This is a genomic window from Marivirga sp. (genome assembly GCF_051117495.1).
Lineage (GTDB): Bacteria > Bacteroidota > Bacteroidia > Cytophagales > Cyclobacteriaceae > Marivirga.
Genome location: NZ_JBNPEF010000032.1, coordinates 12349 through 27231, shown reverse-complemented (window position 1 = coordinate 27231; position 14883 = coordinate 12349). Strand labels below are relative to the sequence as shown.

Genomic DNA, 14883 nt, shown 5'->3' with positions numbered 1-14883 from the left:
TTTTTTCCTATTAGTTTAGGGTAATAGGGAAGACTTGCTCACCTAATGCAACCTCTTCAGTATTACCTCTAAAATTTCTTCTTAATACCTGATCGACCTGAACTACCAATCTATCTCCTGGACGGGCATTAGACATCAACTGGGAGATATTCACCGTTTCACTAGTCGCTTTAATAGGCTGACCAACTGGTCTTGGCCCTCTAGCTAAAGTAATAGTCCATCTCGTTACCTTATATTGTGCATCCTTTGGTAATTGTGCTTTAAAGTTTTCATCAGGAATAGCTTCAACTCTCAATACTCTTAGTGAAGTCGCTTTTTCACCCTGCTTTAAATTAACTGGTTTAGAGCCAGCAAAAACCTGAACATCAGGTCTTGGGATTTTACGCACACTAAATGTTTTATTTCCGATTTTTGTACCACCTGAACTAACACCTAATGTTACTTTCGGTGCATTTGGAATAATGGTAACTCTACCTCTTTCCTGTCCTTGAATAGATGTTCCACCTTGAACAGTAAAAGAAGGATTATAAGATGTACCTAATGCAGGAACCAATACATCCAATTCATTACCACAATTTAAGTACAATTGACTTAAAGCTGCAGATTGAACTTGTATTACAGGTTCAGCCACAAAATACTCAATTTCATCTCTGTAAACACTATCTTTTAATTTGGCAGTAGCCTCAAATGTCTTTCTAGCTGTACCATCTTCATTATATGAACTAGCTGATGAAACAGTAAATTCTATTTTACCAGCTCCATTTTCGACATCAATTTCATTACCGTTGTAAGTCATTTCAGGGTCTTCAGCAGATGATGAAGCCGCCACAATAAGGTCGGCTTTATATTTTGCTCCTGCAGCAACTACTTTGGATTCAGGTAAAGCTACCAAACGGATTAAGTCAAATTTCAAATCACCAGCACCTACTCTTCTTGCTAACAAATCTAGAGCCCTTGCTTCATAGGCCATAACCTTATTCTGATAATCACTGATTGTCGCTAATGCGGCAGGAGTTGGAGCTCCCATAAATTCTAAAGTAGCCCAATCTTTCCCTTTTTGGTTAGGGTCATTTTGAAATCTAGGATTTTCGTTGGCATCAAGAGCAAGTGGATCAAAAGATACAGCTGAATCTGCAACAGTTTCATCTATATATTTGGCATATTCATTTAAATCCTTCTGAAGCTTAATACCATTGTTTTCATTTTCAGGCATCATATAATTACCCACCTTGTCATAGTCGGTTTTACCTTGCATTTCACCATCCTCGTCATAGCCACCAGTTATTTCAATAAAGGTGTCTTTATAGCTTTTTAACTCTGCTATCATATCGCGAGTTTTTTGACGAATCTCTTTAGCCTTATCCAATATTTCAACATCATCAGGACGACTACCCGATTCTTCCACTGCATTTTCTATTCTTTGCAATGTATTTCCATTCTGCTCTTTAGCTGCATCTACAGATACTTCTAATGAGTTATTTATATCGATGAATTTGTCGAGTACCGTAACACTAACGTTAAGCGCCAAAAGGGCAGTCAGTACTAGGTACATCATGCCGATCATCTTCTGTCTTGGGGTTTCTTTTCCTCCAGCCATATAGATTTATATTTTAAGCTTTAAAAACAAATTAACCTTTCATAGCAGATAGCATATTGCCATATACCTTATTTAACTGAGAAAGATTAGTTGTCAAGTTTTTAACTTCTGTTTGGAACTGTGCTGTATCTTTGCTTGCTTCAGTCATACTATCAAGAGCAGTTGATAAATTCTTGTAGAACTTATTCATAGCCTTCACATGATTTTGAGAATCTTGCAATTCCATTTCATAAACTTGATTTAATGCAGTCAAGTTTTTGGTTACCGCTTGCACTTGTGAATGGTAAGATTTAGCATCCATTGAAGCGTTTGACATCTCAGACATTGCCTTTACAGTATTGTCATAAGACTTATTCATTTCCAACAATGATTTACTAGCTTGTTTAACATTATTAGCATAATCATTGGTAGCTACAGCCGCATTACTTAGGTTAGACATTTGCTTAGCAGAATCTGCCATGCTTTTCATTCCATCACCTAAACTTTTTATCAAATCTGGACCAATCTTACCCTCTTCCAAAACTTTGTCAAGTTGTTGGGAGGTAGATCCTCCGGATGCAGAAGAAATTTGTTTTTTCCTAGGGGCTGGTTCATCATCAAATTCTTCAGCCAATTCTGGATAAACTTTACTCCAATCAACTTCTTCATGTGCAGGTTCAAATGCACTCAATAAGAAAATTATGGCCTCAGTACTCAAACCAACACCCAACATAAAAGATGCACCTGGAAGGTGAAGAATCTTAAACATGGCACCGATAATTACGATTGCCGCACCAATACCATATACCTTCGGCATTATGGTCTTGAATAATAACTCCTGAAATCCGCCTTTTTTATTACTCATGTTTGTAGTTTTTTGTGGTTAATGTCTAAATATTGTTTTATTTTTTTAAAAAGTCAATTAAAATTCTGCTCCAGATGATCTACCAAGGTAAGTCATTGCACATCTAAAACCTATATAAGCTCTAGTTGAATCTTTATGTTCGTATGCTCTGGTACCTGTTTCAAGGTAATAAGCTATATCTTTCCAAGAACCTCCCCTAATAACTTTTCTAGGCTCGGTTTCATCGAAAAATGTTGGGTTTAAATCCCAAACCAACGGAACTGATGCAGGATTAAAAGCATCTTCACACCATTCGGATACATTCCCTGACATATCAAATAAACCGAAATCGTTAGGGAAATACGACATTACTTCCGCAGTATATGCGTTTCCATCATCGTAATAATTTCCTCTTCCTGGTTTAAAGTTTGCCAACATACACCCTTTAGCATTTCTTATATATGGATTACCCCAAGGATATTTAGCCATATCCCTGCCTCCTCTTGCTGCATATTCCCATTCAGCCTCTGAAGGCAAACGGAATGCAGGCATCGGAAACTCACCCATGGACTCTCTATATGAATTCAGATAATCTGTTCTCCATTGAGAAAAAACCTTGGCCGCTTCCCAATCGACACCAACTACTGGATAATCATCGAAAGCTGGGTGCATATAATAATATTCTTGCATAGGATCTCCCATATGGTTGGTGAAGTCTTTCATCCAGACTGTAGTATCCGGATATATTTCCTTCATAATATAATCTCTACCAAGGGTAGAAGCAGAGTCCTCCATCATTCTTTGGATAAACTGACGGTATTCATTATTAGTAATTTCAGTTTCATCCATATAAAATCCACCGATGGTAACTTGCCTATTAAAATTAATCTGGCTCGCTGCCACATCTTCATCAGCTTGACCCATATGAAAAGTTCCAGCCGGAACTGACCTCATACCGTAAGGAGTAGCCATATACCATCCTTCTCTACCGGGAACACCTACCAAATTACCTCCATCGCCAGCACCGCCTCCAAAAAGACCGCAGCCTTCAAGGAAAAGAGTAGCAATAAACAAGATTGATAGGGTTAATTTTTTCAAAACACCTTTATTATTCATAACACCTATTTGTTTCTAACTAAACGCTAATATATTGACAATTATTAAATATATTCTTTACACCTTATAATAAAACCCCAAATTGTAAGGTTTTATTGTATTTTAAATATTTTATAGAAATATCTTTACAATTTTCACAAAAAAGTTTTATTCTGCAAGTATTTTACGATTAATGTCTAAATCTTGGCGTTCGCACCACCTTTTTTCCCGATGTAGATATAGCAGGTAACCTATAACTCAACATTATTTCATGTGAAGTGGTACTTTTTGCGCTTTGTTCTATTAGTACATAATCGAAAGCATATCCTAATTTTAACGTATTTTCTTTAAAAAAGCTATAACCCAACATTACAATGGCCGCCTCCTGTTGTCTAAAAGAAAGGCCTCCCCAAATTTTTTCTTTATATGTCGCAATTGCAGATACATCAAAAGTATAAGAACTAAACTCTGTAGTTCGAACCAAAAAACTTGGTGTTAGATTAATATCGTAATTTACTGGGAAAGTATAGCCACCCGTAACTATAAAATCCTTTGGGTAAGGATTTCTTATGGCATCTGAGCCAAATCCAAATTCTGCTTCTATTAAATGGTTAAATGCTGCTCCTACATAAAAATCCTTGTGTTGAAAATTAACACCCATTGAAAAATCAGGACGAACTTGAGTTGGTTGTATATTATTGATATTAGGATCATCAGGGTCAATGGCGATGTAACCGTCTTTATTAATATTTTGGGTTATGACACCTCCTCTAAAACCAATACTTAATTTAGAATCTTTAATTCCCAGATGATAGGCACCGGATGCTTGAACTTGAATAAAATTCTGATTGGCTATATCATCGTTTAAAACATAAAACCCAAAACCACTATTGTATCTCATAATAGGCGATGTTAATGAAATCAGTTGGGAATTAATACCTCCTGCAGGGCCATTGGAAGGTGCATAGCCTGCCCATTGCGTTCTGTGCATTGCCGTTAATTTCGTATAACCTTCAACACCCGAATAAGCCGGATTATTAAAAAGGTTATTAAACATGTAATGAGAGAATTGCACATCTTGACCATGGACACTAAAAATGCCCATCGTCAGAAAGATAACGCTCAATAATTGTAATGTTTTTTTCATATCCTCAACACTTTAGAAGGATAAATATAATAAAAATAACTTTTGTTCAAGCTTTTATGTAATTAATTTAAAGTTATTATATAATTATATATATTCAAACTCCTTTAAATCAATTACTTAAGCCCATTAGCTTTTTTTATATAAAGTTCCAATGCTCCTGTCATTGACGGTGCATTAGGCAATGGTGCCTCAATATCAATAATTAAACCAGCATCTCTTGCCGCCTGGGCAGTAGTAGGGCCAAAAACAGCGATCCTCGTTTTGTTTTGTTTAAACTCAGGGAAATTAACAAATAAAGAATTAATTCCTGAGGGACTAAAAAACGCTACAATGTCATAAGTAATATGTTCCAAGTCAGATAAATCTGCTGCAACGGTCCTGTAAATTGTTGCTTCCGTGAAATTATATCCATTTTTATTCATGAAAGATGGAATATCATCCTTTCTGATATTAGAACATGGAAACAAATATTTTTCGTTCTTATGTTTCTTAATTACGTTTAAAATATCCTGTGCGGTTCTCTCTCCTACAAAAACTTTTCGCTTTCTTACCACTATATATTTTTGAAGATAGTTAGCCGTTTGCTCTGAAATACAAAAATATTTCATTTCAGGAGGCATCTCCACTTTACTATCCTTACAGATCCTAAAGAAATGATCTACCGCATTTCTACTGGTGAATATAATGGCCGTATGTTTCAGAATATCAATTTTCTGTTTCCTAAATTCCTTGGAATCTATTGGATCCACTTTGATAAATTGCCTGAAATCAATTTTAATTTTGTACTTGTCCGCTAATTTATGATACGGAGAATTTGAAATGTCTGCCGGCTCAGGTTGTGAAACCATGATACTCTTTACCGGATAAAATCGGTCTTTTACACTTGTTGACATACTAATAAGTCTACTTTGAAAAGTTTAATCAAATGAAATATTTTAGTCCAATTAAAAATGGGAATATTTCTGTGGTGCAAAAGTAAGAAAATAAATAGAGATTAGAGAAGCTGCTTAATTTTAATATTTTAAAATATATTAATATTAAGCGAACCAAATAAAGAATTACTATGCCATATATGGCTATAGTTAACCAGAATGGAGGTATTGACCCTACATATAGGTAAATAAGAATTGAACTAAAAAATAGAATTATTATGAAAAACAGATTGATATTTAACATTTCTTTAATGTAAAAGGCAGCTATTTTGTTGTTTCCAAATAAATTAGAGACAATTGCTACCAATATCACCTTCCCAATTAAGCCTGTGGAGATGACCGCTAAAATTTTGAAAAATGACAATATCCCATTAGGTTCTATACCCAGAAAACTAATATTCTTGCCTACTATCAAAAAATATACTAACCCAGCGGTAACAAAACCATACAATCCGGCAAATACCAAATTGTCTTGGTCCATGATTCTTATTCGGGACTGGTCTCCTTCCTTAAGTCGGAAAGTAAATATTTTACCAAAAGATAAGATATTTAGGTATCGCTTATCATAATTGGCTTTTACTATTACCATAAAGAGTGAGGCCCCAATTAGCAATAATAGTAAAATATTGTCTGATAGCCATTTAGTGTTCCTGTTTGAAATTTCTAGACTTTGATAGGCTGTATTCGAATCCTGATTATCAATTGAATAAATTCCATAAGTCAAATTTCGAAGGTTGTCATCCAAGCTTAAGAATATTTCTCCATTGGGTTTTTCATCAAATGAATATTCTAATAAGCCGTTTGTAGATTTCTTCACCAACTTTTCTCCGTTGAATAAATAAAAAGGAGCATCAGCTTTGGCTTCTAAAATTAATCCTGAAGAATTATTGAGATGTAATTTTATTTGTCTAACACTATCTGAAGCCCATTCATCTACAAGATTTAAAGTATCGGCTTGATGCCAAATACGCAAGTCACTTTTGGAGGCAACAGTATCGTTCTGCGCTTCGGACTGTTCTTGACCGCAAGAAAATAACAATAATAAAACGGATAAGAAATATATTAGCCTATGCATCAACAATCTACTATTTAATTAGAGCTTATTAGGCAATTACATGAGATAAACTTTTATTTACCTTATAATCAGTGCCAAATAATAAATTTTTATGAAAATTATTATTAGATTCCATCTATAACAAATGAATTCAATTTTTAATCCTAGCTTATTACAGTTTATCACCGAGGAATAAGCTAACTATTAAAAAACTGCAATATAACCAAAATGCACTTTCCCTTGTGAAAAATCGGGCTTATTTCCAGTTTGATTTCCTAGTGCATAAATAATCCTGAACCATCCATTTTGGCTTTTGATATCTACCCCAGCCCCAACAGCATATACCCAACCAATGCTTGATTGTAATTTTGCCATATCCGTTAACAAGAAAAAACTGGATTTTTGATCTAAAAAATATCTATAATTCAAATTTAGGAGCGCAAAATAGCTTGAATAGAAAAAGTTTCTGTCAAATCCTCTTAAATTTTGTAATCCGCCTAGGCGCAATAAATCATTTTGAGACAAGGCAGGATTTTCAATAACAGCATATTGTGGGATAGCCTCAATCAATATTCTTTTTCCAATAACTCTCTGAAAATGGAATTTCATTGCTCCACTGATATTATTACTAACTTCTGGAACATTTTGCCATTCAGATGGCAAAGCCGTAAAATTCATGATATTCTTACTTCCAAAACCAAATTTCACAGTAGCAAAGTTATAATTTAGCAATTGAGGATATGTCAATTGGTTCTTCCAATCAACATTTAATATTACAGCATTTGTTCTTGAGCTCCTCAATGGATTAAGGTTTGAGATTTCCTGTTCTGAAAAATCTCTCAGCACATTATTATTAAGTCTTTGGTAAGCTAAACCAATATTAAAATCTTTCCCTATTGGGTATCGGGTTCCGATTTCCAAATCAGTTTGCAAAAAAGTGCTGTCTTCTTGCAAAAGTTCGAATCCGAAATTTAATCCCAATGGACTTTTAAAAGCATGGGATTGCCCAAAATTAATATTTAAAAATTGAGAATTAGCTGAATACTTTTGCCAGAACACATCCATTCCAACTCCTCTTTTAAATAAATTTCTTAATCTTGCATCGACTTGGCCAGTAAAATTTGTGCGATCTCCTTCAGGAATTACTCCAATAATGGCATCAAACTGATTGGTTTTCACTTTCTGTAAATTCAATTGAATTTTGGCTTTATTATTGGCAAATGAAAGATCAGGAGGAGAAATCAATTGCAAATATTCCAATTGATTTATAAGGCTTTCGATCGCATCATAAGCTTTAATATCAAATGGCTGGTTATAATTTAAACTTAGTTTATTGCTTAAATATGATGGTTGAATAGCTTGACTATCTCCTTTTATTATAAGACTGTCATATAAAATAAAGTTTTGTGGATTGATATTAATGATAGCATCAATTTGATTATCATCTAAACTACTAATATTCAGATCAGCTTTTGCCAGGGGATGACCTTTTTGGTGGTAATTTTCCCTAACATAGGCGGTTAATTTTCTATTAAGCTTATATTGATTGGCAACTTCACCGCTCATTTTGTTAATGAAAGGAATATCAGTAGGTATCTGGTTTTCATAAACTAGAATGTTCTTCCAATAATAAGGTCTTCCTTTTAAAATTTGAAGCTCTTTTTCTTCATTTACTAAAATTTTAGCTTCCCAAAAGCCTGATTTTATTAAGGAGTCCTGAATTTCATTCTTTTGTTGGAAAATACTGTCACTGGATATTTGTGCAGATGTATAGTTGATTAATAAAAAATATAGAAATGGAAACAGCAGGGACTTCTGTAAAATTCGGTTTAAATTTGCATTGATTTTGGCAGGTATATACATACATATTCCCTTTTGTAAGCAGGCGTGCTTCTACTGTGATTTCCATTTTTCCACCAATATGGCAATTAAAAACGATATGGTGGAATCAATTTGCAAAGAAATTGAGCTTCAGCAAGATTATCTGGATGGTGAACTCATTGAATCCATTTATTTTGGAGGCGGCACTCCTTCTGTTTTAACAGAAACTCATTTAAAATCTATTTTACGTTCATTAAGCCAATATCATAATGTCGATCCTAATGCCGAAATTACATTTGAGGCCAATCCCGATGATATCAATAAAGAAAAACTGGATATGCTATTCCAAAATGGTATTAACAGATTAAGTGTCGGCATTCAATCATTTGATGAAAATATCTTGAAATGGATGAACAGAGCCCATAACAGCCAAGAAGCTTATCAGTGTTTAGAATTGATCAAGGAAAGTGAGTTTTATAATTTCAGTTTGGATTTGATATACGGAATCCCGATTTCCACACACCAAACATGGGAAAAGGATTTAAAAACCTTGGTGAGTTTTCAGCCTCCCCATATTTCTTCCTATTGTTTAACCATTGAACCCAATACTGTTTTTGGAAGATGGCAACAAAAAGGCAAACTCCATGAGGCCTCGGAGGATTATACTTCAGATCAATTTTTGCATCTTTCAGACTATCTGAATAATTCAGGATATGAACATTATGAGGTTTCCAATTTTGCTAAAAATGGATTTCAATCGAAGCATAATAGCAGTTATTGGCAACAAAAACCTTATTTAGGCATTGGCCCTTCTGCTCATTCCTATGATGGCAAAAACAGACAGTTTAATATTTCCAATAACGCCAAATATCTGAAATCTTTAAAATCAAATGAAATCCCTGCGGAATTGGATGTTCTTAGTAAAGAAGATCGAATCAATGAATATTTAATGACTTCATTAAGAACATCAGAAGGTTGTAATCTAGATTATTTGATAAAGGAATTAAATTACGACTTATTGAAAAAGGCAAAGCCACAAATTGATCAATGGAAAAACTTGAGGCTTTGCATTTTAGAACATAACACATTGAAGCTGACCCTTAAAGGCAGGCTTTTAGCTGATAAATTAGCTTCGGATTTGTTTTTGATGGATTGATATTTACTGGGAAAATAAAAATTATTTATTAAATTATTTTTACTCAATTCGCAAAGCTATCCCCCTGATCGGTTGCTTTAAAGACTCATTAAGTCCTTGAATTTTGTGGCTTGTCTTCGGCTGACTTCTACTTTATCTCCTCCTTTTAATTTCACCATTAAACCACCATTGAACCAAGTTTCTATTTCATCTATCCACTCTAAATTGATAATATGTTTTCTACTTACTCTAAAGAAATGCTTGTTGTCCAACTTTTCATCCAATGCATTCAATGACTTATGAATCATCGGTTTATTTTTATCAAAATAGACTTTGATATAATTTCCGTCAGATTCAAATAATCTAACGTCTTTTAACCTTACAAACCAGCAATTATCCCCATCTTTGACAAATACTTGATCGTTTACAGTCAACTGATTGCCTGTTTTTTGTCTTTCCACCTGTGCTTCTACCTCTTTTCTTATTTTATTGATAGATTCGGTTAACCTCTTAGGCTCAATAGGTTTTAAAAGATAATCTAAAGCATTGAATTCAAAAGCTTTCAAAGCATATTCATCATAAGCGGTAGTGAATATGACCTTCGGGGTTTTTTCCAAGGATTCCAACAACTCAAAGCCTGTTTTGCCAGGCATCTGAATATCTAGAAATATCAAATCAGGATTTAGCTTGTCAATCATCTCCTCCGCTTCATCCGCATTGGCTGCTTCGCCAAGGATTTCAATGTCTTTATACTCAGCTAATAAAGTACTTAGTTCTTTTCTAGCCAGTCTTTCATCATCTATTATTAATACCTTCATATTTATAAATTAAAAATTCAATAATTAACTTGAGGAATTTTCACAGTGGTTAAAACGATTCCATCTACTTCGTTTTTGATACTAAACGAGGCTTCCTGATCAAAGATTAATTTCAATCGCTGTTTGGTATTTTCCAAACCAAACCCCTTGTTCTTTCTTCTTTTGTCCAATTTAAAGTTTCCTGAATTCCTAATAAAGATATTCAAGCATTTTTTATTGTCCACTTGTGTTTCAATTGATAATTTTCCTCCATGTGTCAAGTTAGAAATGCCGTGTTTAATACCATTTTCAACCAGAGTTTGTATCATTAAAGGGGGTACTTGATATTTATAGGAATCAGGATGAATAATGAATTCAGTAGTTAATCTTTCCTCATACCTTATTTTTTCCAATGCCAAAAAATCAATTACTGTATTTAACTCATCATTAAAATTAATTAATCTTTTTTTATCTAAAATTAATGAGTTTCTCAAAATATTGGAAAGTTGAGTGATGGAGTTCTTCGCTTTTGCCGGATCTTCATCTACCAATGCCCTGACACTATTTAATGCATTGAAAATAAAATGGGGATTTAATTGAGATTTAAGATTGTTCAGCTCAATTTCATTCATGGCCGCATCATATTTCAAGGATCGATTATAATTCTCCACATAATGATACATGAAATAAACCAATGACCATAAAAAGTATAGAATTAGGTTTGCGAGAATTCCTATAAAAATAACGGTAGGGGCAAGGTCAAAGGAAGGATCAAACAAACCTAGCCAGGAAGAAATACCAAATAAAAATAAATAATTGATAATACTTAAAATCAAACAGGCTATAATTACCCTTACTACCAATTTCTGGATAATGATCTTCAACCAGCCATTTCTAACTATAAAATTTCTATAAAGATGTGTAATAGTAATATAAAAAGGCACTAAAATAAGCTGTCCTATTGCCTGTTCCGTTGAAAGTCTTTCTCCTAGATATGCTAGGTAGATATTTAACAATCCATAGACAGTCCAACCAACAATTTGAAGCGTCCAATACAGTGCCTTTTTATTCATTATGCGCTTAGCTCAAAAAATAAGTACCTAATTTTAACTTGATGCAAAATAAGCTTCTTTTTATAGATTTAAGAAACCGCCTGTCAAATCATGTTACTTTCTTTTTTATCCTTCTGGCTTTTGACTTTCGGCACGAACGGTCTAATAATTAAGCGAGTACCTCTATCATAGGTAAAATAATTCCATATCCAATTGCTTAGAATCACGATTTTATTTCTAAAACCTACTATAGAAATAAGGTGAACGAACATCCATATAAACCAAGCGAAAAAGCCCCCAAAATGTAGATTCTTGGGCAAATCAACTACTGCTTTATTACGACCTACAGTAGCCATACTGCCTTTATCTAAATATTTAAAAGGTTTTTGTTCCTTTCCTTTCATGGAAGCTAGAATATTTTTAGCCAACCTTTCCCCCTGTTGCATCGCTACAGGAGCCAACATGGGATGACCTTTTGGATAATCCTCTGTTTCCATTAAAGCTATATCACCAACAGCAAAAATGTTTTTGGTGCCTTTTACCAAATTGTATTGATCAACTTGATATCTGCTATTTTTCACACTCTGATCCGTAAGTCCTTCAATCACATTTCCCATTACACCTGCTCCCCAAAGAAGAGTGGCAGCAGGAAGTGTTTCACCATTGCTAAACTCCACCTTTTCACCATCATAGCTATTGACCATTGTGTTGAGTTTAACATTCACTTCAAATTTTTTAAGGTACTTTTGAGCTTTTTTATCTGCGAAATCGGACATTCCGCCTAAAAGCCTGTCCATACCCTCTACCAGATATATATTAAGTTTATTAAAATCTAAATCCGGGTAGTCATTTGGTAACACGTGTTTTTTAAGCTCACCCAATGCCCCAGCAAGCTCTACTCCGGTTGGGCCTCCTCCCACTATTACGATATTCATTAATCGCTCAATCTTATCGTCATCTGAACTTAAAACCGCTTCTTCAAAATTCTGTAATATATGGCTTCTAAAATCCAAAGCCTGAGGAATTTGCTTAAGTGGAAAAGCCTTTTCAAACTTTTCATTTTGCCCAAAGAAATTTGTTTTAGAACCTGCGGCTATAATGAGATAGTCATATTGCAATTCACCTACATTACTAATAATTTTATTTTCTTCTTGATCTATTGTAAAGACAGTGGCCATACGAAAATAAATATTTTGATGATTTTCAAGCAGTTTCCGCAATGGCCCTGCAATGGAATCGGGCTCAAGACCAGCTGTGGCAACTTGATATAATAAAGGTTGGAAGGTATGATAATTATGCCTGTCCAATAATACTATTTGTACATCTTTACCTGCAAACTTTTTAGCCATTGTTATACCGGCAAAACCTCCACCGATTATAACAATTCGCTTTTGATTTATATTGGGAATTTTAAAAGAATTGGGCTTATCCATAAATGATTAAAGTTAAAAAGTAGATGCTTTAATAACTGCTTTAAAATTAATTGGTTTTATTAATTAAATGACCATATAAATTATGTTATGATACATTTATTCTTACATAGATTGCCACATTTTTGAGCCTTAAATTGAGCAAACTACTTTCAGAAATTCCTTCTTGAAAGGATACAACATCTACAAAAAAGAAAAGGCAAAAACAGGCGCTTAAATAATCTAAAATAAGCATATATTTTAGGCATCACGGTTAAATCCTATTTTAATTGTAGATACTACTATTCAATGCCAAACTCTATTTATACAACTAGCTGATAAACAATTATTTAAAAATTTTATATTCATATATGTTTTGGCTGATTACCTTTAGAAATAAATTATATGTAATAGCCGAAATGAATACAGGATTAAAACCATTAAATACTTTAATACAAAATAATATTATGCAATAAGATATATTTACAGGAGTTTATTGTATAAATATAAAAATACTTTTACTTTAATTATCTTACATAAAAATTACATAAGCCGAATTATTTTTTAAAAAAAGCGTGCAACTAATTTATAATGTTCTGCGTCAAGTAATCAAAAGAACCTAAAACAAAATATTATGAAAAGGGCAATAGTAATTTTAGTGATGATTTTTGCATTAAGCAATGCTTATGCAAGTGACGAGAAAGTGTCTATCGATCCAAAATTAATCAAAGAGGTAAAGGAAGAAATGGAGGCACAATTCTTCATTAATGAAGTAATTGAAGAGGAACCAGATGTGCTGATTTACAGTATGGAAGGTGAGCTTTTACACAGCTTCAAAAAAGAAAATATCGACCCTATAGCCATGAGAAATGTAGATTTATTAATGGATTATAAATCTCAAAAAATATTTATTAAAGTAAAGGAACTAAATCCTAATATTTAAGATTTATAAGATATAGTTTAATTCATAGTGAATGGTTGATGTTTTGGTAAGTAAAAGCCTCCACGCGTAAAAGCTGGAGGCTTTTTACTTTTTATCGCTATTCTTGTACTACTGCATCCAGCAACTGCAGTGCGTTACGACCTAAATGTTCGGCAATAATTTTTCTATAGCTTGGACTAGTTCTATAAGCCTCCGTCAAAAACTCTTGAAAAGGTTTATCCCAATCACTATTCTTAGGCATAACAATACCAAATTCCTCAGCAGTTTGATCTCCGGCAGGATGTCTCTTGATTGGCTTTTTAGATTTTGTGGCATCTAAATAATAAGTAAAATCAATGTTTGTAAAATAATCGGAGCTGTTCACAATTTTAGCCAATACCTCATCAAATGAGTTTACATACTCTATAGTTAAATTGGGAAAATAATTTTTCTTGATCTTCAAAATTTGGTCTTCGTTGGTTGATCCTTTAACCGTTACCGCTTTTTTCCCAGCAAAAACATCAGCTATTTTACTCATATCATTAAGCGTAGGAAGTGCCTCATTACTTAGCATCATACCAATATTAGTAATATAAGGAGGGCTGAAATTGTATTCTGCCTTTCTCTTTTGGGTTATAGTGGTGTTACTTAAGCCAAAAACCCCATTTGATGATTTTTTTACTGCATTTAAATAGGCAGTAAAATTATTTGCATGGGCTTTTTCCATTTTTGAATTCACCGTGATACCATAATTATCCAATAAGTAAAATTCAAAATCGCTCATTACATCCACACATACACCTTGCACTTCTCCGTTTATTTCGGCTGCAAAGCCAGGAGATTCGGAATACACATAAGTTAAGTTTGCTGTTTTAGTCTGTTTAGCCTTTGCAAAAGTATCGCCTGAATATTGTGCGTTGGATAAAAACCCAACGAAAAGCATAGGGATTACTAAAAATGAGTTAAATAATAGCTTCTTCATAATCATGTTTTATTGTCCAATTTGTAAAGTAGTTAAACATACCCTAATTAGAAAGTAATATTCTGTAAACCAAATACTTTTATCGATAAAATAAAACTAATAGAAGAAAGATTGTTG

The 14883-nt window shown here is 33.5% G+C and carries 13 protein-coding genes; 2 read left to right on the top strand and 11 right to left on the bottom strand.

Features of this window, described 5'->3' with window-relative positions; all coding sequences use genetic code 11:
• Window positions 1-10: 10 nt before the first annotated feature.
• The 7 genes from gldM to ACFE0M_RS16535 all read right to left on the bottom strand — a co-directional run bounded on the left by gldM (window position 11) and on the right by ACFE0M_RS16535 (window position 8511).
• Window positions 11-1597: a gliding motility protein GldM gene (gldM, locus tag ACFE0M_RS16565; RefSeq protein WP_434546905.1), complete on the bottom strand. Its 1587-nt coding sequence runs from the start codon at window positions 1595-1597 to the stop codon at window positions 11-13.
• Window positions 1598-1628: 31 nt separating this feature from the next.
• Entirely contained in the window at window positions 1629-2441 is an 813-nt protein-coding gene (gene gldL, locus ACFE0M_RS16560; protein ID WP_434546904.1) for a gliding motility protein GldL, read from the bottom strand.
• Between the two features lie 57 nt (window positions 2442-2498).
• Window positions 2499-3536, bottom strand: a complete 1038-nt coding sequence (locus tag ACFE0M_RS16555; RefSeq protein WP_434546903.1) for an SUMF1/EgtB/PvdO family nonheme iron enzyme — start codon at window positions 3534-3536, stop codon at window positions 2499-2501.
• A gap of 169 nt (window positions 3537-3705) precedes the next feature.
• Window positions 3706-4662 carry a PorP/SprF family type IX secretion system membrane protein gene (locus ACFE0M_RS16550; protein ID WP_434546902.1) on the bottom strand — a complete coding sequence of 319 codons (957 nt, stop codon included), beginning with the start codon at window positions 4660-4662 and terminating at the stop codon, window positions 3706-3708.
• A gap of 113 nt (window positions 4663-4775) precedes the next feature.
• Complete coding sequence (locus ACFE0M_RS16545) at window positions 4776-5555, bottom strand: uroporphyrinogen-III synthase (RefSeq protein WP_434546901.1); 780 nt, start codon at window positions 5553-5555, stop codon at window positions 4776-4778.
• Between the two features lie 28 nt (window positions 5556-5583).
• Window positions 5584-6669 (bottom strand): DUF4271 domain-containing protein, encoded by a 1086-nt coding sequence (locus tag ACFE0M_RS16540; protein ID WP_434546900.1) that lies wholly within the window; start codon window positions 6667-6669, stop codon window positions 5584-5586.
• A 183-nt stretch (window positions 6670-6852) separates the two neighbouring features.
• Window positions 6853-8511, bottom strand: a complete 1659-nt coding sequence (locus ACFE0M_RS16535; RefSeq protein WP_434546899.1) for a hypothetical protein — start codon at window positions 8509-8511, stop codon at window positions 6853-6855.
• On the opposite strand from ACFE0M_RS16535, the gene hemW reads away from it, so the two are divergent.
• On the top strand, window positions 8489-9625 hold the full coding sequence (gene hemW / locus ACFE0M_RS16530) for a radical SAM family heme chaperone HemW (RefSeq protein ID WP_434546898.1): 1137 nt from the start codon (window positions 8489-8491) through the stop codon (window positions 9623-9625). The two genes, ACFE0M_RS16535 and hemW, sit on opposite strands and share 23 nt — an antisense overlap.
• A 77-nt stretch (window positions 9626-9702) precedes the next feature.
• Here hemW and ACFE0M_RS16525 read toward each other — a convergent pair whose 3' ends face one another.
• The 3 genes from ACFE0M_RS16525 to ACFE0M_RS16515 all read right to left on the bottom strand — a co-directional run bounded on the left by ACFE0M_RS16525 (window position 9703) and on the right by ACFE0M_RS16515 (window position 12886).
• Window positions 9703-10422, bottom strand: coding sequence for a LytR/AlgR family response regulator transcription factor (locus tag ACFE0M_RS16525; RefSeq protein WP_434546897.1), 720 nt, complete (start codon window positions 10420-10422; stop codon window positions 9703-9705).
• Window positions 10423-10439: 17 nt separating this feature from the next.
• Window positions 10440-11474: a sensor histidine kinase gene (locus ACFE0M_RS16520; protein ID WP_434546896.1), complete on the bottom strand. Its 1035-nt coding sequence runs from the start codon at window positions 11472-11474 to the stop codon at window positions 10440-10442.
• A gap of 83 nt (window positions 11475-11557) precedes the next feature.
• On the bottom strand, window positions 11558-12886 hold the full coding sequence (locus tag ACFE0M_RS16515; RefSeq protein WP_434546895.1) for an NAD(P)/FAD-dependent oxidoreductase: 1329 nt from the start codon (window positions 12884-12886) through the stop codon (window positions 11558-11560).
• Between the two features lie 610 nt (window positions 12887-13496).
• Here ACFE0M_RS16515 and ACFE0M_RS16510 point away from each other — a divergent pair.
• Window positions 13497-13805, top strand: coding sequence for a hypothetical protein (locus ACFE0M_RS16510; RefSeq protein ID WP_434546894.1), 309 nt, complete (start codon window positions 13497-13499; stop codon window positions 13803-13805).
• Window positions 13806-13902: 97 nt separating this feature from the next.
• On the opposite strand, the gene ACFE0M_RS16505 is transcribed toward ACFE0M_RS16510, so the two are convergent.
• Window positions 13903-14766: a substrate-binding periplasmic protein gene (locus ACFE0M_RS16505; protein WP_434546893.1), complete on the bottom strand. Its 864-nt coding sequence runs from the start codon at window positions 14764-14766 to the stop codon at window positions 13903-13905.
• Between the last annotated feature and the right edge of the window lie 117 nt (window positions 14767-14883).